The sequence below is a fragment of the Enterococcus sp. 5H genome (assembly GCF_028128615.1).
Lineage (GTDB): Bacteria > Bacillota > Bacilli > Lactobacillales > Enterococcaceae > Enterococcus_L.
Map to the genome: position 1 here is coordinate 572,643 of NZ_AMDP01000002.1, position 19,602 is coordinate 592,244.

17 protein-coding genes and 1 pseudogene are annotated in these 19,602 nt (G+C 35.0%); 8 read left to right on the forward strand and 10 right to left on the reverse strand.

The features are described 5' to 3' along the window. The first annotated feature begins 153 nt into the window (after positions 1-153). Positions 154-354: a cold-shock protein gene (locus tag C240_RS02850; RefSeq protein WP_271490687.1), complete on the forward strand. Its 201-nt coding sequence runs from the start codon at positions 154-156 to the stop codon at positions 352-354. A gap of 49 nt (positions 355-403) precedes the next feature. Here C240_RS02850 and C240_RS02855 read toward each other — a convergent pair whose 3' ends face one another. After that, positions 404-841 (reverse strand): EbsA family protein, encoded by a 438-nt coding sequence (locus C240_RS02855; protein ID WP_271490688.1) that lies wholly within the window; start codon positions 839-841, stop codon positions 404-406. A gap of 83 nt (positions 842-924) precedes the next feature. Here C240_RS02855 and C240_RS02860 point away from each other — a divergent pair, with 83 nt between their 5' ends. Beyond that, positions 925-1,320, forward strand: a complete 396-nt coding sequence (locus C240_RS02860) for a ribonuclease HI family protein (RefSeq protein WP_271490689.1) — start codon at positions 925-927, stop codon at positions 1,318-1,320. A gap of 22 nt (positions 1,321-1,342) precedes the next feature. Here C240_RS02860 and ybaK read toward each other — a convergent pair whose 3' ends face one another. The 5 genes from ybaK to C240_RS02885 all read right to left on the reverse strand — a co-directional run bounded on the left by ybaK (position 1,343) and on the right by C240_RS02885 (position 7,020). Further along, positions 1,343-1,831, reverse strand: coding sequence for a Cys-tRNA(Pro) deacylase (gene ybaK, locus C240_RS02865; protein ID WP_271490690.1), 489 nt, complete (start codon positions 1,829-1,831; stop codon positions 1,343-1,345). Positions 1,832-2,057: 226 nt separating this feature from the next. Beyond that, entirely contained in the window at positions 2,058-2,813 is a 756-nt protein-coding gene (aroD, locus tag C240_RS02870; RefSeq protein ID WP_271490691.1) for a type I 3-dehydroquinate dehydratase, read from the reverse strand. A gap of 24 nt (positions 2,814-2,837) precedes the next feature. Next, on the reverse strand, positions 2,838-4,040 hold the full coding sequence (locus C240_RS02875) for an MFS transporter (RefSeq protein ID WP_271490692.1): 1,203 nt from the start codon (positions 4,038-4,040) through the stop codon (positions 2,838-2,840). A 24-nt stretch (positions 4,041-4,064) separates the two neighbouring features. Further along, positions 4,065-4,943 (reverse strand): shikimate dehydrogenase, encoded by an 879-nt coding sequence (locus tag C240_RS02880; RefSeq protein WP_271490693.1) that lies wholly within the window; start codon positions 4,941-4,943, stop codon positions 4,065-4,067. Positions 4,944-4,959: 16 nt separating this feature from the next. After that, a complete protein-coding gene (locus C240_RS02885) occupies positions 4,960-7,020 on the reverse strand; it encodes an oxidoreductase (protein WP_271490694.1) in 2,061 nt (686 codons plus the stop codon). Positions 7,021-7,209: 189 nt separating this feature from the next. Between C240_RS02885 and C240_RS02890 the strand changes: the two genes are divergently transcribed. Then, a complete protein-coding gene (locus C240_RS02890) occupies positions 7,210-8,106 on the forward strand; it encodes a LysR family transcriptional regulator (RefSeq protein WP_271490695.1) in 897 nt (298 codons plus the stop codon). A gap of 289 nt (positions 8,107-8,395) precedes the next feature. Here C240_RS02890 and C240_RS02895 read toward each other — a convergent pair whose 3' ends face one another. Further along, positions 8,396-9,568, reverse strand: coding sequence for a class I SAM-dependent rRNA methyltransferase (locus tag C240_RS02895; RefSeq protein ID WP_271490696.1), 1,173 nt, complete (start codon positions 9,566-9,568; stop codon positions 8,396-8,398). 282 nt (positions 9,569-9,850) lie between these two features. Here C240_RS02895 and C240_RS02900 point away from each other — a divergent pair, with 282 nt between their 5' ends. From C240_RS02900 to C240_RS02915, 4 genes are all read left to right on the forward strand, one after another. Further along, positions 9,851-11,968 carry an LTA synthase family protein gene (locus C240_RS02900; protein ID WP_271490697.1) on the forward strand — a complete coding sequence of 706 codons (2,118 nt, stop codon included), beginning with the start codon at positions 9,851-9,853 and terminating at the stop codon, positions 11,966-11,968. Positions 11,969-12,073: 105 nt separating this feature from the next. Then, positions 12,074-12,784, forward strand: a complete 711-nt coding sequence (locus tag C240_RS02905; protein WP_271490699.1) for a hypothetical protein — start codon at positions 12,074-12,076, stop codon at positions 12,782-12,784. A 4-nt stretch (positions 12,785-12,788) separates the two neighbouring features. Next, positions 12,789-13,340, forward strand: a complete 552-nt coding sequence (locus C240_RS02910; protein WP_271490702.1) for a hypothetical protein — start codon at positions 12,789-12,791, stop codon at positions 13,338-13,340. A 148-nt stretch (positions 13,341-13,488) separates the two neighbouring features. Further along, positions 13,489-14,808: an ISL3 family transposase gene (locus tag C240_RS02915; protein WP_271490704.1), complete on the forward strand. Its 1,320-nt coding sequence runs from the start codon at positions 13,489-13,491 to the stop codon at positions 14,806-14,808. 114 nt (positions 14,809-14,922) lie between these two features. Here the strand turns inward: C240_RS02915 and C240_RS02920 are convergent, their stop codons facing one another. Then, positions 14,923-16,395 (reverse strand): sensor histidine kinase, encoded by a 1,473-nt coding sequence (locus C240_RS02920; protein ID WP_271490706.1) that lies wholly within the window; start codon positions 16,393-16,395, stop codon positions 14,923-14,925. Beyond that, positions 16,396-17,115, reverse strand: a complete 720-nt coding sequence (locus tag C240_RS02925) for a response regulator transcription factor (protein ID WP_271490708.1) — start codon at positions 17,113-17,115, stop codon at positions 16,396-16,398. A gap of 167 nt (positions 17,116-17,282) precedes the next feature. On the opposite strand from C240_RS02925, the gene C240_RS02930 reads away from it, so the two are divergent. Beyond that, the gene (locus tag C240_RS02930; RefSeq protein WP_271490710.1) at positions 17,283-18,056 is read left to right on the forward strand and encodes a Cof-type HAD-IIB family hydrolase; all 774 of its coding nucleotides are present in this window, start codon (positions 17,283-17,285) and stop codon (positions 18,054-18,056) included. 83 nt (positions 18,057-18,139) lie between these two features. Here the strand turns inward: C240_RS02930 and C240_RS02935 are convergent. Continuing rightward, positions 18,140-19,545: pseudogene (locus tag C240_RS02935) on the reverse strand (IS3 family transposase). Between the last annotated feature and the right edge of the window lie 57 nt (positions 19,546-19,602).

Consider the following 19,602-nt stretch of genomic DNA (forward strand, 5'->3'; position numbering starts at 1 on the left):
CTTTTACAATTTCTATGTTAAGATATTTTCTATTATAACGCTTATTTTTATGCTTTTCCATTAAAAATAGCGCTTTTTTCCAAAAGTTTGACGGCTTGATATTTTCACTTTATAATGATGCTAGACTTTAGAATATAAAGGAGCGTGATTTGAATGTCAAAAGGGTTCGTCAAGTGGTTTGATAATAGAAAAGGTTATGGTTTTATTATATACAATGAAGACGAGGAAATCTTCGTTCATTTCACCGCGATTGAAGAAGACGGTTTTAAAACGTTAGAAGAAAATCAAGCTGTAGAATTTGAAGTAATGGAAGGTACGCGAGGCTTACAAGCCGCACACGTGAAAAAAATATAATAAAAAAGAGGTCGCTGCAAGCTTAAATCCTATCTTGCGTTGACCTCTTTTATTTACTAATTTTAAGCGTATCATCTTTAATAATTTTTGCTGTAAAGTTACTTTGATCGGCTATCTTTCCAATGAAGGCCATCTTACTCTTTTGAGGCATCATAAAAAGCTGGGATCCTTCTTTAAATTCTCGGGAAGAAATTTCAATGGATTTACGTCCTACACGAATCGTTTCAATAGATGTCAGTGTTATTTTTTTACGTCTTATTGGTAACAATGCATGAATAATTAAAGTGTCTGGTTCGACTATAAAATAACGATTACAACCCAATAATACAAATAAGAAAAAAATAGCCAAAACGATATTACTTGTCCGATAAGGCCGCGTATATTCTAAAGATAGAATCAAACTTAAAAATAAAATCCCAAACGTACAGGACCAATAAATGATTGTAGTTGATAATTCTGGTTGCCAAAGATAGATCTTTTTCTTCATGTAGCGACCCCTTAATAAAGATTTGATATGTTATAATAGTAACACACTTCAACTTTTAACAAAAAGACAATAAGGAGATATTTATGTTACGAATATATGTCGATGCTGCAACAAAAGGAAATCCCGGACCAAGCGGCGGCGGTATTGTAATTGTTGGTGATACCATGCACGAACAAATCCACGTTCAACTTGGCGAATGTTCCAATCATGAAGCTGAGTTCAGAGTATTGATTCAAGCACTTCAATTATTAGTCGAAAAAAAACTAAACGATCAAACAATCATTCTCCATTCAGACAGCAAGATTGTCGTTCAGACAATTGAAAAAAAACATGCAAAGAATCCATTATTTAAACCCTATTTTCTTAATTTTCAACATATTGAAAAACAATTTCCGTTATTATTAGTCAAATGGATTCCCGAAAGTCAAAACAAAGGTGCTGATAATCTTGCTAAGCAAGCACTCCATAAATATCAATAAAAATTAAACGGTATTTTATTTTTTAAACAGTTAAATCAGCAAACGTACCTTTTGTAATCTCTAAAATTGCATTTGCAGGTAATTCAAGCTGCATGCCGCGTTTTCCTGCCGACACAATGACTGTTTCTAGTTCTTCTGCTTCAATAGCTAGATATGTTGGGAAAAGTTTTTTCATGCCTATTGGTGAACAGCCGCCGCGAATATAACCAGTGGTTTCTTCCAAATCTTTTAAGTGCAGCATTTCTATTTTTTTATTCCCGCTGGCTTGTGCCAGTTTTTTTAAATCTAGTTCTCGATTCCCTGGAATTACTGCTACTATTGGACCTGTTTTATTCCCCACTGTTACCAATGTTTTAAAAATTTTTGACTCATCAATTTCAAGCTTTTCAGCAACGCTGTCTGCGCTTAGATGATCTTCACTCCATTGAAATTCATATTCTGTGTATGGAATTTTATGCTGCTCAATTATCCTCATAGCATTGGTTTTATGTATTTTCTTTTTTTTGGCCATTACGACTCACCTCGTTATTAAGTTTAGCAAATAAATTCATGGATGCAAGAAAAGAGGTTGGGACAGAAGTGTTTAACTCCGAGAAATAAGAAGGAATTCACGAAAATTGCTTTTCAAATTTTTGTGAATTTCAGCTTATTTCCGAAGGAGTTGCTTCTGCTCCCACCGTTTATTCGGAAACTAAGAGCTTGAAACATAACTTTTTGAGTTATGTCCCAAGCTCTTATTATAACGATAGTGTATTTAGAATATCACGTAATTCTGATACTGGTACTTGTCCAGGTGCTGATGCTTTTTTAGCTGCGCCAAAGGTCATCGCTGAGCCAAAGACTTCTCCGCTCATCCGGCTAACCATTCCTAATTGTCCCATTGACATTGTCACAATTGGTCGATCAGCATACTTTGTTTTCATTTCATTCGTTGCTTCTAGAAGAGTGAGAACATCGTCAGATGATTGTGGCATTACTGCTATTTTGCAGATGTCTGCATTTTTTTCTTGCATACTGCACAATCTGCTAATAATTTCTTCTTTAGCAGGTGTTTGATTGAAATCATGGTTGCACATAACGATTTTGATTCCTTTTTTATTAGCAAGTTCGATTGTTTCTTGAACTCGTTTGTCATCCATAAAAAGTTCAACGTCCACTAAATCAATTGTTCCCTCATTTATCACTGTTTCATACAATTCAAAATACTGGTTATCTGAAAAAGCAAGTTCTCCACCTTCTTTTTTTGTGCGGAAAGTTAAAAGTAATGGTTTTTCATTTAAGACTTCGGCGATTTTTTGAGACATTTTAGCTGTTGCTTTAAAATCAGCTACTTGCTCAAAAAAATCAACTCGCCATTCTACTAAATCACAATCGATTGTTAATAAATGTTTTGCTTCTTCAAGCAACTCAGTTTCTGTTTTACCAACAAGCGGTACGATAATTTTAGGACTGCCTGTCCCTAAAGTAATATTTTTAATAGTGACTGTTTTCATTGGTATAAGCCCCTTAGTTTAATTTTATTTAGATGTATCAATTGTTTGGCGATAGCGAATAAAAATAATTACGGCTAAAACAAAACCGATACCAGCAATCACAGTATCCAGCAACATAATGCCATGAGGATTACTACTTGCAATTTTACCAGAAACAACAGGAATAACAAAGGATGCAATGCTTCCAAAAGTATAGAAAATTCCAGTAATCGTACCTTTACCTGCAGGGAACATTTCTCCCATCACAGTTAATCCTAACTGCATAACACCACCAGCTGCAAAGAATCCAACTAATACAGAACCCACGACCAAAACTGTTGGAGTCGGGAATAACCACATTGCTGTAATAGATAAGAATGAAGCAAATGTATATGGTAAAACTAAGTTAACCGGTCTAATTTTCGCAGCAACAACCGCTGTAACCCCCACACAAACAAGTGAACCAGTTGAATAATAAGAAACAAGTAATTTCGCAGAATTTTCTGTCATTCCAGCTACTTCTTGACCGTACACAGCAATATACTGACTAATTAGATAAAACGTAGCTTGAGAAATAAATCCGTAGATAACAAATGCCACACCTTCAATATGCATCTTAGGTTTGCTTTTAAATTTCGTTACTGGAGCTGCTTCTAATTCAGTACCTTCTTTTTCAGCAGCTTTACTATCTGAATCAGGAAAAGGCAATTTGAACAAAAACAATGCGTTGGCTAATAGTAAGACTAAACAGACGATAAATGACCAACCGAACCATAATCCACTGCTACCTAAAAAGGCAATAATAAACGGTAAAGCAAATTGACCGATTTGAACAGCAGCTTTAATTAAAACACTGGCCGTTCCAGCCGTTTTCGGAAATGATTCCATTAAAGCTGGATATGTTCCAGAATCCAAACAAGAATTGGCAATTCCCGCAACAACTCCGAAAAACATCGCGACTGGTACACTTGGGCTAAATAAAATCCCAGCAAAGAATAATGCATAAATCAGCATTCCTAAATAAACAAAAGGTTTACGTCCAAATTTATCAGATAGCCAACCAGAAATTAAAATTGCGATCAAACGACCAATTCCTAACATCGCAACAACACCTGAAACGCCTTGAATATTGGTGTTCCATTGTGCAGCTAGTGCATCTTTATTTTGCATAATGATTAAAACGCCCATTCCATGAACGATATAGTTAATATACAGCCCTAACGCTGTAGGTACATACTTGTTTTTCATTACTCTCTCCTTATTTAAACATTTTTAGTCTTTAAACAATAATTCACGAATATAATCGACTGGCATCTCTTCTCCAGTAAAATGCTTGAACGCTTCTGCTCCTTGATACAGCATCATGCCAAGTCCATTAATGGTTTTTTCAGCACCATTCTCACGAGCAAATTTCAATAATTTTGTTTCTTTAGGAATATAGACAACATCAAAAATCACTAAATCAGGACGGATTACTTCTGGATCATTGATTAAGCTTTCTTCTTGTAATGGTTTCATCCCAACTCCAGTAGCGTCGATATAAATAGTACTTTCCGCAATTGATTTTTTAAATGCTGCTTGGTCGGCTAAATCAGTTACCGTAGCAACACAATCCGTGTTTTCGTTAATTTTCTTCATAGTTTCTTGGGCTGTTGCAAAATGTTGGTCATTGATATTGAAAATACGAAGTTCTTTCACTCCATCCAATGCTGCCTGAATAGCAATTGCAGTTCCTGCGCCGCCTGCTCCGGTCATTGTCACGATTTGATCTTTGACTTCTACCCCTTCTTCTTTTAGAGCACGCATTGCACCTGTTCCATCAGTGTTGTACCCAACTAAATGACCTTTGCCATCTTTATTGGTAACTGTATTGACAGCCCCAACTAATTTAGCTGCAGGTGATAATTCATCTAGATGAGGAATAATCGCTTGTTTGTTTGGCATCGAAACGTTAGAACCGCGAATCCCTAGCGCACGAATCCCTTGAACTGCATCTTTTAATTCTTCATTTCCTACTTCAAAAGCTAAATATGCATAATCTAAACCTAATTTAGCAAAAGCTTCATTGTGCATTGTTGGTGATAAACTGTGGCGAATTGGTGTAGCAATTAAGCTGATTAATAAGGTGTGTCCATCAAGTCTTTCTGTCATGTCAAATTCCCTCACTTTAAATAGTTTGTGCTGCTTGTTGCAGATTTTTCGCTTGCTCGAATAACATTTTTTGTGTTCTGGTGTTTTCTAAAACTTCGATTGTTTTTAAAATATCACGTGCTTCTCTAGTTCCTTCCATGATTCGTCTAGCTGCTTTACTATCCCCCATATTTAATAGAATGGCATTGTTTTCTCTTGCATAATTATCTAACTCACGAATCATTGGTGCCTCAGCTCTCATACCTAAGCAAACAAAACCTAAATCAAATGGTAGTTCTAGTTGTTCACCATCTTTTTCTACTAAGAAACTACTTTCTTTCACTTCCATTAATTTCGTTTCTACATGAACTTCTACTCCATAATTTTTAACAATTTCCATCATCGCTAATTTTGTGATTAAATCTAAGTCTTTACCTAGCTCACCTTGCATCTCAACGATACTGACTTTTTTTGCACCGCGTTCAGCATAGTATTCCACAACATCCAACCCTACGGCTCCACCACCGATTACAACCACTTCTTTCCCTTCAAATTCTTGGAATTTTGACATATCACCTAAAATATCGAAAATTGAAAAGATTTTTCGTTGCGGATTTTCTAGTTGTTCTTTTAGTCCATTGATTGGAGGCAGCAACGGTTTTGCTCCTGTAGCATTAACAATAATATCAGGTCCGATTGCTTTGATATCAGCTAATGTTGCGGCTTGATTTAGATGAATCGATAAATTATCCAGTTCTTTACAACGGTTGATTTCATATGTGATAAAATCATCAATTCGTTTTTTATCAGGAAAACGAGCAATTTCATGCCCTAATCCACCTAAATAATCCTTTTGTTCAAATAGTTCTACAGAAACGCCCACTTCTGCCGCAGTTGCTGCTGCTTCAAGTCCAGTTGTCCCGCCACCAATTACGACCATTTTTGTTGGATGTAAAACTGGCTTCATTTTGTAGTCATCTTCATAATGTAAATCTGGATTAACCGTACAACGGATAGGACGGGCTTTAGCGATTCGATGATCAGCGCAGCCAATGTTGCAGGAAATACATTTCCGTAAAAGATTCTCTTGTCCATTTGCTACTTTATTTACCCAGTTTGGTTCGGCAATCAAACCACGACCCATTGCTAGTAAATCAGCGTCACCTGATTCAAGAATTTCTGCTGCGCGTTTAGGACTGCGAATATTTCCAGAAGTCACGGTTACCTTATCAGGAAAACGTTCTTTAACCGCCTTTGACATGTAGGCACGCCAACCATCAGCTAAGTTCATCTTGTCTATTTGATATTGAAGACTGTCGTTTAGTGCTGCTGAAACATTTAATATATCAACTTCTTCTGCAAAGTAGCTTAAAATCTCGATTGTTTCTTCTAGAGTATTGCCACCTTCCAACAACTCGTCTGCACTAAATCGTAAGGATATTGGAAAAAATGGTCCTACAGCTTTTCTGATCGCTTCAACGACTAATTTGGTAAAACGCGCCCGGTTCTCTGGACTTCCGCCAAATTTATCCGTTCTTTTATTATATAAAGGAGATAAGAACTGACTTAAAAGATAAGAATGCCCTGCGTGAATTTCTACACAATCAAAACCAGCCCTTTGCGCTCTTAAGGCTCCATCTGCATACCGTTCTACAATTTGATAAATCTCGTCTTCTGTTAGTGGACGAGGAATCGGATTGCCTTTTTTAGAAGGAATATTCGATGCTGAAACTGGCTGTGCACCTTCTAAGCGTAATCCATAAGCTGAAGCTCCTGCATGATTAATTTGAACTGATGTACAAGCGCCATATGCGTGCATCTTCTCATTGAAGTTCCACAAGCCTGAAATGTATTGGTCGTTGTCCATTCGTAATTGACGAGCACCGTTTGTTCCCATCGGATAATCAATACAGACGTTTTCTAAAGTAATTAATCCAGTTCCGCCCTTTGCTCGCTGCTCATAGTAAGACACGTGCTGCATGCTGAAGGTTCCATCCATATTGGCGAAATTAGTCCCCATCGGCGGCATGACAACACGATTTTTTAAGGTCATCCGTTTAATTGTTAATGGTTCAAATATTGCTTGATAGATATCCATGTTTACCCCCTGTTTCAATTGTTACTTTTTTCACAATACTTATGGGTTTATTTTAATTCAGAAAAACCATAAATTCCAATGAATGTTTTTTATCTTTTCAATAAATATTATTTATATATATTTTAGAGTGCAACTTTTCAGATTTATTGATAAACTAAGGCTATGAATCTTCAGTGAGGAGCTTTCCAGATGAATTTACGACAATTAGAATTCTTTAGAACACTTGCAGATACAGAACATATGACTCATGCTGCTAAGTTGTTAAATACCACTCAACCCAATTTAAGCCATTCTATGTCTGAGTTGGAAAAAGAATTAGATGCTCAACTTTTTGAAAAAAAAGGACGAAATATTCAATTAACAAAATATGGAAAATTTTTCTATACCTATGTCTCTACTGCTTTAGAAGAACTTACTAAAGGTGAGCGCGCGTTACGAGAATTAGTCAGTCCTGAAAAAGGCATGATTGATTTTGGTTTCATCTACACGGCTGGATCATTTTTAGCTCCTATGTTAATGAAACAATTTTCGGATCAGACCGGCAATGAACAAATTCGTTTTAATTTATTTCAAGGGAATTCTTCTGATATGACCGATTTATTATTAAAAGAAGATGTAGATATTGCTATTACGTCAAAACTAAAGGAAGACGATCAATTAAACTATGAAATTCTGACTGAGCAAGAAATTGTTCTTGTAGTTCCTGTAGATCATCCTTTGGCAATTCACGACAGCATTTCTTTAAAAGAAACGAGTGAGTATCCCTTTGTCTACTTTAATAAACGAAGTGGGTTACGTCCATATTTGGATCAAGTACTAAAGGCTGCTTCTATTAACCCCACTATAATTTGTGAGGTTGAAGAAGATCACACCATGCTAGGTTTTGTCGCCTATAATTATGGTATTGCTTTAATCCCAAAAATCCCTTCAATTTCCGCCTACAATGTTAAAACGATTACAGTTAAAGATAATCTTTTTCCTCGCTATATTTATCTTGCTACAAAAAAAAATCATTTTTTGACACCCGCAGCATTACGTTTTAAAGAATTTATTGTTCCATTCGCACAAAATATGTTTTATCAATAAAAAAAGAGATTGGGACATAACTCAAAAAGTTATGTTTCAATCTCTTAGTTTCCGAATAAACGGTGGGCACAGAAGCAACTACTACACTTCGTTCCGATCACAACAATTTCTAAGAGCTAAAACTCTAAGAATTGAAGGCTTCGGAAATAAGCTGAAATTCACAAAAATTTGAAGAGCAATTTTCGTGTATTCCTTCTTATTGCTGTAAAACACAACGAGAACCGAGTTGATGTTGCACAGTACCTACCCGGTTCTCGGAGTTAAACACTTCTGTCCCAACCTCCTTTTGTTATTTAGTTATTTCAATAAAGAAAACTTTCAAGTAGTTGCCCTCTTCAAACGCGTTATTCCATTTAAAATCAGCTGGTAATTGATATGTTTCCTTAAAAACATAAGACACTTTTGTTTCGTCTAATGCTTGAGTAATCATTTTTTTGTATTTTTCAATTGTAATATTAGCCGCATTCGTTGATGCAATCAATAAACCCTGATCTTTTAAAATAGCGACAGAATCCTTTACTAATTCTCCATAATTTTTAGCTACTGAAAAGACTTTCTTTTTATTTCTTGCAAAACTTGGCGGATCAAGGATGATGACGTCATAGGTAAACTGTTTGCGAAGGGCATATTTGAAATAGTCAAAAACATCCATTACAACGATTTTTTGCGTCTCTGAGTCTAAATGATTTACTTCAAACTGCTCTTTGGTTTTCGGTAAACTTCGCTTGGCTAAATCAACACTTGTCGTAATACCAGATCCACCCATTGCACTAGCCACCGAAAAAGCACCAGTATAGCTAAACATATTTAAAACCGATTTTCCAGCAGCAATTCCTTCAACCAAACGACCTCTAACTTCTTTTTGGTCGAGAAAAATCCCAGTCATCAAACCATCATTTAAATACGTCGCATACGTAACACCATTTTCAGTAATTAACAGAGGTTCAGGTGCGTCAGTACCAAATAATTTTTGGGATTCAGGTAATTCTTTACTAGAAAAACGAACTTTTTCATATGCTCCAATAATTTCCGGCATACTTTTCTTGAAAGCTGCGATAATTTCACTTTTTTTATGATACAACGTCTCATTGTACCAAGAAAAAACAGCAAAATCGTCATAGCGATCGATTGTTAAACCACCTAAGCCATCCCCTTCACCATTAAATAGTCGATAAGCAGTAGTTCCTTGGTCTTGTTCGAAAAACGTCCGATGGCTTTTGGCCTGCGTAAATAAAGTTTCTAAAAAATCAGTATCTACGCTTCCTTGCCAGTTTACTAACCAGCCAATCCCTTTATTTTGCTCACCAAGATAACCTGAAGCAATAAATTGATTCTGGTTATCCACAAAATCAATCCACTCATAGGAGAATGATTTTGGTACATTTTGTAAATCTTCTTTTTGAATCAACGGGTATCCCGATTTAAATTTTTTCTCGGCTCTTTTTGATATCATTAACTTCATTATTGTTAAACATCCTTTTGCTCTCATTTGACATTATTACGAATAGTCATGGCACTCATTTGTCAGTATATCAAAAAAACAACGGATTGTCGTTAGCCAAAAAACGGGAATATCGTTGTTATTCTTTAGAAAAAGTAAATTTTCGTTAACTTTCGCTTACTAAAACTTGATTTAAATTGACATAAAATTTGAGAGAGAGTAAAATTAGTGAAGTATATGTAAAGCCTGTGGAAATTTTTCATTTGCTTTCTTTAGATTTGAATTGGAAAGGATACGTTTATTTTGACTATTTTTAAGAAATTACGTACACCAGACTTTTTAAATACACGACTTGGTTTGTTTGGCTTTGTCGCTATTTTAATCTGGCTAAAAAATATTTTTGCTTACACAGTGGACTTCCACTTGCGACTTGAAAATGCCTTGGAGTATTTTATCCTCTTTATTAACCCGATTGCCTCAACTGTTTTCTTGTTGGCGATTGCCTTGTATATAAGACGTAAAAAAGCCTCTTATATCACAATGATGATAATTTATTTCTTGATGACGCTACTATTATTTTCAAATGTTGCTTATTACAGAGAATTTACTGATTTTATTACCGTTAATACGATGCTTGGTGCTGGAAAAGTTGCCAGTGGTTTAGGAGAAAGTGCTGTACGCTTGTTTAGACCGTATGATGTTTTATACTGGCTTGATTTTATTATTATTGGTATCTTACTAATCGCCAAAAAAATCAAGATGGATGAACGTCCCGTACGTGCAAGAGTTGCTGTTTCTGTTAGTTTATTGTCAGCTCTATTCTTTACTGCCAACTTAACTTTAGCTGAAACTGCCCGTCCTCAGTTATTAGGACGTCAATTCTCACGTGATTATATCGTTAAATTCTTAGGCTTAAATGCTTTTACTGTTTATGATGGTATTACTACCTACCAAACTAACCAAGTCCGAGCAGAAGCTAGTGAGAATGATATGGATACCGTTGCTGACTATGTAAGCAATCATTATGCCGCACCAAACGATGAAACTTTTGGTATCGCTAAAGGTAAAAATGTTATCTATATACATTTAGAAAGTTTCCAACAATTTTTGATTGACTACAAGTTAAAAGATGAAACTGGCGTTGAACATGAAGTTACACCTTTTATCAATAGTATCTATCATAATAACAGCACGTATAGCTTTGATAATTTCTTCCATCAAGTAGGTCAAGGTAAAACAAGTGATGCTGAAACAATGTTCGAAAATTCTTTATTTGGTTTAGATCAAGGTTCTTTATTTACTCAAGTGGGTGGGAAAAATACCTTTGAAGCAGCACCAGCCATTTTAGATCAAGAAGCTGGCTATACTAGTGCCGTATTCCATGGAAATACTGGTAACTTCTGGAATCGTAATGAAACTTACAAACATTTTGGTTATAATTATTTCTTTGACGCTAGTTACTATGATGTAAATGAAGATAATTCATTCCAATACGGATTGCATGATAAACCATTCTTCCAACAATCAGCGCAGTACTTGGAACGTTTACAACAACCGTTTTACTCTAAATTTATTGCTGTTTCCAATCACTATCCATATTCTCAATTTACAAATGACGAAGCTGGATTCCCGATTGCTAAAACTTCAGATGAAACGATTAATGGCTATTTTGCAACTGCCAATTATTTAGATAAATCTGTTGAAGAATTCTTTAACTATTTGAAAGCTTCTGGATTGTACGAAAATTCAGTAATTGTTCTTTACGGTGACCATTATGGTATTTCTAACTCTAGAAATAAAAACTTAGCAGAATTAGTTGGTAAAGATAAATCAACTTGGACTGAATATGACAATGCTGCTATGCAGCGTGTGCCTTACATGATTCATATTCCTGGTCAAAGTAATGGCGGTATCAACCATACTTATGGCGGTCAAATTGATGCTTTACCTACCCTATTACATTTATTAGGAATTGATACGAAAAATTACATTCAAATGGGACAAGATTTATTCTCTAAAGAAAATGAACAAGTTGTTGCCTTTAGAAATGGAAATGTTGTTTCTCCTAAGTATACAATTCTAGGTTCTAGTGTTTATGAAACTGCAACTGGTCGTTTAATTGTTGAACCCACAGAACAAGAAAACCAAGAAATACAAGCTTTGAAAGATAAAGTAAACCTTCAGTTACAGATGTCCGATCAAACTTCTAACGGAGATTTATTACGATTCTATACAAACAGTGGATTAACTCCTGTCAATCCAGACGATTACAATTACAAAGATCAGCTGGAACAATTAGAAAAAATTGAAAAAGACAAAGGAAAAAATTCAACAAGTGTTTATAGTAAAAATAATAACACTTCAACCGTTGATAAATATCGCACTGAGACATTCCAAGATTATTTAAAATCTGGACAATAATTTGAACAACGAGAAAGCTTGAGTAAATTTACTCAAGCTTTTTTATATTTTTTCATAATTAATTCATATTCTTCTTTTATACTAAGGATAGTGAGGTGAACATTGTTGAAAAATATTCGTTACGCTTTTGCTAGCGTTTCTTACCATAAAAAAATATCCTTTTGTATTGGCGTCTGCTCTGCTTTTTTCCTATTTTTATCGACTAGCATTTTAAACCTCATAGATATGGAAAAAAACTTATATAAACAGGTAAGTAACTTAGCTAATATTTCAGATTACATCACCAATTACCAAAAGATTACACGAACCTATTTTGTATTATATCTGATACTTATTTGCCTTTGGACGATTTTAATCACCGCTCTCGTTTACATCTCTTTAAAGATGAAAAAACAAGATATCATTAAATGGCGAATTATGGGCTTTTCAAATCGCTTTGTCATAAAACAATCTATTTGGGAAATTCTGATACCTGCCTTAGCTGGAATCATCACTACAGCTTTATTCTTATTAGTCTGTCAACATACATATGAATTTATTTTGAATCAAATCAAGCCGTTAATAGCTAACGGAATGGGCATTAAACGGGTTGCTTTTTTCTCTTCGAACGTTGTTCTAGAAAGTATTCCAAATCAATTTATGAATACTACCGGCAATACACATTTTCTTTCACTAGAAATTTCTCAATTGCCTGTTGCAACAGTTTTTAAAGCCTTCATTAAAAACTGCCTTATATTAGTATCCACCACAACAATAGTTACCTTATTTTTAACCTATTCTTTTTCAAGAAAATCAAAACAAGTTTTTAGGATGTGAGTAAATGAGCGATTCTTTAGCAAGTAAATGGACCGAAGATAGTTTTAATGAGTTGTTCCAAGAACAACATATGACCGTCGTTTTAGAAGATCAAGGGACTCTTCAAGCTGATTTTTATTTTCTAATTGATAAAACCTTCCAAATGAAAGATTCAATGGCAATTGGCTTTATTTTAGCTGAAAATACGTTCCTACCTTATCTTTCAATTAGTGACAACTTATTTATAGGAACTTCGATTAAGGAGAAGAATAAGAAAGAGTTGCTTAATAATTATTTGAGCTATGTTGGGCTTACAGCAAGTGTATTAAACAAAGCCGAAATGGACTTAACTTCTTTTGAGCGAATTAAACTTCAATTAGTCCAGTTATTGCTCATTAATAAAGACTTAATTATTATAGATGACATTTTCCAAGAACTTTCTATTGGTCAACGTCAAGAATTACTGCCTTTACTTCAAAAAATAGCGAAAGAAAAGAAAAAAGCTATTTTAGTTCTAACCAATGACATTCAAATTGCTGAAAGTCCATATATGGATAAAATTATTAAATCAGCTTAAAAATACCCGGGAACAAAACTTAGGCTCTATACTTTCTGATGTTGGTGAGAAGTCACTGGCATCTTTTTTAATGCAAAATAGTAGAAAAGACACCTCGATATCCTTTAGAATTAAGTCGACTAAAACCAATCAAAAGGAGGAAATCAAGATGTCCTATACAAATCTTATCAAAGAAACGCTAGATATTCTAGACTTAAACATCACTTTTAATGAAATTTGCTTAAAAAAAGAACGAATTAAAGGAAGAATCTGCCAAGTCTTCTCTGGTACGCTTGATTATTCTGCTCCTGTTTGTCCTCACTGTGAGGGAAACGAAAAGGGGACAATTATCCGTTGGGGCTTTACCAGCTGTCTGATTTTATTGAATGATGTCTCTGAGTATCAAACCTATTTACGCTTGAAGAAACGTCGTTTCTTCTGTCACTCCAGCAATCGATCGTTTGTTGCTGAGACGAGCCTTGTTGAAAAACATTGTTCGATTTCAACTAAAGTGAAGCTATCCATTGCTGATCGGCTCAGAAAAGTCACGTCTATGAGTGAAATCGCGCGTCAAAAGAAGGTTTCCGTTTCCTCTGTGTATCGTGTCTTGAAACGCTTTTATGAACCGAAGAAAATCAATCGGCTGAGTTTACCTGAAGTCCTTTGTTTTGATGAATTTAAATCCGTTAAGCAAGTCGCGGCGTCTATGAGTTTCATCGTGATGGACGGTCAAACAAAGCAGTTAATTGATGTCGTTGAAAACCGCCAACTTCCTTTTCTAGAGCGTTATTTTTCACGATTTCCTTTGTCTGTTCGTAAAAAGGTAAAACATATTGTTTGCGATATGTATGCCCCTTATTTTTCTCTCGTCAAAAAATTATTTCCGAGGGCTCAGATTATTCTTGATCGCTTTCATATGGTCCAACTCATCAGTCGAACCTTTTTAAAACACCGTATTCAACGAATGAACACCTTTCTTCATCAGGGAAATACAGATGCGAAAAAGTATCGACACTTGAAGAAATACTGGAAACTCCTTCAAAAAAATCAATCAAAGCTTGATTTTGAAAAGCGCCTCTGGCGTTCTTCATTCCGCGCTTATTTAACTGAAACAGAAGTCGTTGATCGATTACTTGCGTATGATGACGAATTGAAAAGTGGCTACACCTGTTATCAGGACTTTCTTTATGCCGTACAGACAAGAGATTTCGCTCGGTTTTATGCACTATTAGACGAAGATTTCCGCTGTCTTCCTGCCTACTATCAAACGACTATTTCTACTTTTAAGAAGTACCAAAATGAAAGTAAACATGCGCTAGAATTGCCTTATTCTAATGGACCATTAGAATGTTTAAATAATCATATTAAAGTGTTGAAGAGAAATGCTTACGGATTTCGCAACTTTTACAATTTCAAATTAAGAATTTCTTTGTGTTTTGGCACCATTTTTTTTCAGGAAAACAAAAAACCTAGAGGAAAGTTCCTCTAGGAATCATACGAATCGATTTAATTCTTTGGATTTTCTTTACCAACATTAGTTGACAAAGAGCCAAAACTTATTATAGTCTTGTTCCCGGGTATTTATTATTGTAAAGATCAAATTTCAAATTTCGTTTGGACCTTCAATCTCTACATCAGGAAATGAAATTGTAAAACTTGTTCCCTTCCCTTCTTCACTACTCACACTAATTTTTCCTTTGTGTAAACGAACTAACTGCTCAACAATAGACAGACCTAAACCGGATTCACCATATTTCGTATTTTTTCTTGATGGGTCCACTTTATAATAACGATCCCAAATATTTTGAACTTGTTCTTCTGACATACCAATTCCTGTATCTGAAATCGTAATAATGGTTTCTAAGTACCCTTTTTGTAACCCAATTCGGATCTCACCATCTTGAGTGAACTGAATAGCATTTTGGATAATGTTTACCATAATCTGAACAAATCGGTCATAATCGGCATATACATCAATCGGTTGATCTGCTTCCAAAATTAGTTGGTCGTTTGCAGATTCCGCTTTTGCTTCTAATTGTGTCAGAATATTTTTTAAGGTTTGAGTTGCATCGAATTTTTTTACAACAATACTAATTTGGTTTGTTCGGATTTTTTCGTAGTCTAAGTTTTCATTTACTAATCGAATTAATCGAGAAGTTTCATTCTGCATTAGTTTAATTGCATTTTTTCTTTGGTCTCCAGGAATAGCATTATATTCCAAGCCTTCAAGCAGCCCATTAATGGTAGTTAACGGTGTTCTCATTTCATGAGATGCATCCGCCATAAATTGACGACGACGATCTTCCTGACGATCAATTTCTTCTCTTGATTCTTTTAAAGACTCCGCCATTTTATTGAAGTCTTCAGCTAAATCATCAAACTCATCTTTATCATGAGTAACTAATTTAATATCAAAGTTACCGCTCGTTATTTCTTTTGTTGCCTTTCTCATGCGATTAATCCGCTTCACTTGGAAACTTGCGAAGAAATAGCTCAAGATCAAACCGACAATACTCGATATAATAAAGCCCTTAAATAAATTCCCGGTAATAGCATTAACACTATCAGAGACATTTTTAGCTGGCTGCGTGATAATTAGTGCCCCAACAATAGTATTCTCATTTGACTGTGTATTGGTCAAAGTAACAGGCATCATAACATAAGATGACATATGCTTATTGCCATAAATATCGTGATCTGTCGTAACATAAACCTGTTGCCCTTGCATCAATGCGTCCCAATTCTTTTTAACAATTGATTCATCCAGTTTTTCTCCATCTACAGGATATTGAACATCCATATTTTGATCGTAGAAAACAAACTGAACATCTTGCTCACTTAGCACACCTTCGAATAAACGAAATGAGTTATTTAAAACATCTTGATCGGTCATTGTAGGTAAACGATTAATCGAATCTTTACTCCGCCAGGCTGAAATAGCGTAACCTCTAAGCTGTTCATAATTCGTATCTTGGATTGTCTTTTTAGTCAGTTGGGTGAACGATGTCCCGACAATTAAAATAATCAGGATGATTACACCCCAAAAGGCTAATAGCTGTTGATATAAATATTTCATTTAAGCTACTCCGGAATCGTCAAATTTATACCCTACGCCCCAAACAGTTTGAATTACTTGTGGTCCGACTTTTTCAATTTTTTGACGCAGTTTCTTTATATGTGCATCGACTGTTCGTTCGTCACCAAAATATTGATAATCCCAAACCATTTCCAATAATTGTTCTCTAGAAAACACTTGTCTCGGTTTTTTCGCTAAAGTATAAAGCAGATCAAATTCTTTTGGTGTTAAACCATCAATTGGCTTATTGTCTAAATAAGCTTCTCTGGTCTTAGTATTCATACGAAAATGTTCTGTCTCTACATCGAACTGTTCATCAGAACGTTCATTTCCATCAGCTGTATGGTCTCCAATTTCAGAACGGCGATGTAACGCTTTAATTCTAGCGATTAACGTCAATGGACTGAATGGTTTTGTTACATAATCATCCGCCCCCATTTCCAAGCCAATCACTTGGTCGCTTTCAGAATCTCTAGCTGTTAACATAATAATCGGTACTGTATTAGAAATTTTCCGAACTTCTCTGCAGACAGACATACCATCCATTGTCGGTAAATTTAAATCAAGTGTAATCATATCCCATTTATCAGGATTTTCTAAAAAAGCATCCAGCCCTTCTTTTCCATCATACTTAAATGTCGCGTCCCAGCCTTCATTTAGGAAAAACATTTGCATCATTTCTGAAACGGACTCATTATCTTCTATCATCAATACATTCATTATATTCTCGCCTCTTTCTTTTAAGACTCAAGTCTAAATAGGTTTATCGTCCTCTCTATTATACTCTAAAAAAACCTTAGGACCAATAACTTCAATCTTTCTTCAAAAAAGCTTTGTCTTTTATTCAATCTTTGATAAGATTAAGACTGAAAGGACGTTGAGTATTCATGAAAACAATTCAAGCAGTTGCTTTTTTTGATTTGGACGGAACACTACTAAATGAAAAATCAAAAATTACGCCCGAAATTACTTCAGCAATCAAAATGTTAAAAGATAATCATGTTTTACCAATGATTGCGACAGGTCGAACGATTGTAGAAATTGAACCAATTATGCAAGACAGCGGTATTGATTCCGCTATTGTAATGAATGGGCAGTTGATCCAAGTCGAAGGGAAAAAAATCTATTCAGATGAATTTACGTACGAAGAATGTTTAAAAATGAGTGAACATGCAAAAAGGCTTGGTCATGAAATTTCTTACTACAATGATCAGCAAATTTGGTGTTCAGGGCATAGCGAGATCCTAGCAAATGCCTATGCTTATATCCACTCTGATCTTCCAGTTATTGACCAATCTGATTTAAGAGATAAGACAGTTAATATGATGTTAGTACTTTCTGAAGATGGTGATGCTCATTACTTAGAACATTTCCCGGAAATGACATTTTATCGAAATGGTCCATTTTCCATAGATACAGTTCGAAAAGGTGTTTCTAAAGGTTCAGGCGTACAAAATTTATTTAAATCATTAGACCTACCCCAAGTCCCTACTTTTGCTTTCGGTGATGGTATTAATGACCTTGCTTTATTTGATGCATGTGACCATAAAATTGCTATGGGAAATGCTCGTACAGAGTTAAAAGAACGTGCCAGTTTTATCACCAAAAATAACACGGATGGCGGCATCATTCATGCCTTAAAACACTTTTCTTTAATTTAGCAAATAAAAAAATCCCACTTCTTATTTTGTAGTGACCCCAAGAAGTTAGACTTTTTGTAGAGTGGATTTCTCCACTCTATTTTTTATGCAGTTTTTTGATTGAAATGTCGAAATTCTACTGGGCTTTTCCAGTTAAGTTTTTCTTTGATTCTATAATGATTGTAATAATGAATATAGTTCTCAATGGCTTGTCGTAACTCATTTTGACTTTGATAAACTTTTCCATAATACAATTCTTGCTTTAGAATACTGAAGAAATTCTCCATAGGAGAATTATCTAAGCAGGTTCCTTTCCGAGACATACTTTGAAAGATACGATTATCCTTTAATGTTTGTATATAGGTGTTCATTTGATAAGCCCAGCCTTGATCAGAGTGGAAGGTGCGACGATAGGGACAATCATTTGTTTGAGAAATTGCTTCTTCTAGCCCTGCCATAACTGTTTTACCATTTGGTTGAGTAGAAAAGCTGTAACTTAGAATTTCACTGTTATACATATCCATAAACGGATCTAAATATAGTTTTTTCTGTCGAAGAATGCCCGCATCATCTGTTTCATAGTATTTAAATTCAGTTGTATCCGTCGTAATTTTTTGATGAGAGACCGAAGTTTTGAATCTTCGATGAATCAAGTTTTTAGCTACTTTCCCAACAGTTCCTTTATATGAATTATATTTCCTAGATTTCTTGGTAAATGCTTTGACTTGTAACTGTAGCTTTTGAATTAATCTCTGTACTTTCTTTTTATTTACTTGATATCCACGTCGTTTCAATTCCTGTGTCATTCTTCTATAGCCATAATGTTGATGTTCCTTACGAATCGCTTGAATTTCTTCTTCAATCATTTGTGTTGAAGTTGTTCTGTCGAAGCGTTTTTGCCAGTACATGTAAGTGGCTTTTGGAAACCTTAGGGTTTCCAAAATATCTTTTAATCGAAAGTGTCCTCGGAGGCTGTGAATGGTTCGCGCGATTCTTTCATTTTTTGTTCGTCCTCTAAACGCAGCCTCCTCAATTCTTTTAAATAGGCATTCTCAATTTTTAACATTCTATTTTCTTTTTCTAGTTTATCTAATTGAGATTGTTCACTGGGTAATAATGGCTGGGTTTCATTTCGTTTTTTCTTAGGCATTATAGGTGGACGTCCTTTCTGTTTGGAGAGTCCATCTATACCAAGATTCCGATATGTTTTAAGCCAATTCGCAATTAATGGTGGATTGTTCATTTTGAGAAGATTGGCCACTTCTTGATAGGAGAACTCTGTAGTTAAATACAACTCTATCGCATCTAACTTAAATTGAACAGAGTAATTCTTACTTTTTCGACTACGAAGTAGTCCTTCTTCACCAAGTTCTTTATAGGCATTAATCCATTTCCTTATTTGAGAACTATTTTTAAACCCATATTTTTTTGCGAGAAACCGTGTACCTCCTTGACCAGATAAATAGTCATGGACAACCTTAAGTTTAAATTCAAAACTGTATTTTGCCATACAAAAAAACCTCCAAAAGTTAGATTTCCAGGTCTAACTTTTGGGGGTCGGCTCATT

Coding starts and splice junctions, on each gene's coding strand:
- C240_RS02925 (WP_271490708.1), bottom strand. CDS start 17,115: ATGAATGTATTGATGATAGAAGATAATGAGTCCGTTTCAGAAATGATG.
- C240_RS02875 (WP_271490692.1), bottom strand. CDS start 4,040: ATGAAAAACAAGTATGTACCTACAGCGTTAGGGCTGTATATTAACTAT.
- C240_RS02855 (WP_271490688.1), bottom strand. CDS start 841: ATGAAGAAAAAGATCTATCTTTGGCAACCAGAATTATCAACTACAATC.
- C240_RS02930 (WP_271490710.1), top strand. CDS start 17,283: ATGAAAACAATTCAAGCAGTTGCTTTTTTTGATTTGGACGGAACACTA.
- C240_RS02895 (WP_271490696.1), bottom strand. CDS start 9,568: ATGAAGTTAATGATATCAAAAAGAGCCGAGAAAAAATTTAAATCGGGA.
- C240_RS02850 (WP_271490687.1), top strand. CDS start 154: ATGTCAAAAGGGTTCGTCAAGTGGTTTGATAATAGAAAAGGTTATGGT.
- ybaK (WP_271490690.1), bottom strand. CDS start 1,831: ATGGCCAAAAAAAAGAAAATACATAAAACCAATGCTATGAGGATAATT.
- C240_RS02910 (WP_271490702.1), top strand. CDS start 12,789: ATGAGCGATTCTTTAGCAAGTAAATGGACCGAAGATAGTTTTAATGAG.
- C240_RS02890 (WP_271490695.1), top strand. CDS start 7,210: ATGAATTTACGACAATTAGAATTCTTTAGAACACTTGCAGATACAGAA.
- C240_RS02885 (WP_271490694.1), bottom strand. CDS start 7,020: ATGGATATCTATCAAGCAATATTTGAACCATTAACAATTAAACGGATG.
- aroD (WP_271490691.1), bottom strand. CDS start 2,813: ATGAAAACAGTCACTATTAAAAATATTACTTTAGGGACAGGCAGTCCT.
- C240_RS02920 (WP_271490706.1), bottom strand. CDS start 16,395: ATGAAATATTTATATCAACAGCTATTAGCCTTTTGGGGTGTAATCATC.
- C240_RS02860 (WP_271490689.1), top strand. CDS start 925: ATGTTACGAATATATGTCGATGCTGCAACAAAAGGAAATCCCGGACCA.
- C240_RS02915 (WP_271490704.1), top strand. CDS start 13,489: ATGTCCTATACAAATCTTATCAAAGAAACGCTAGATATTCTAGACTTA.
- C240_RS02880 (WP_271490693.1), bottom strand. CDS start 4,943: ATGACAGAAAGACTTGATGGACACACCTTATTAATCAGCTTAATTGCT.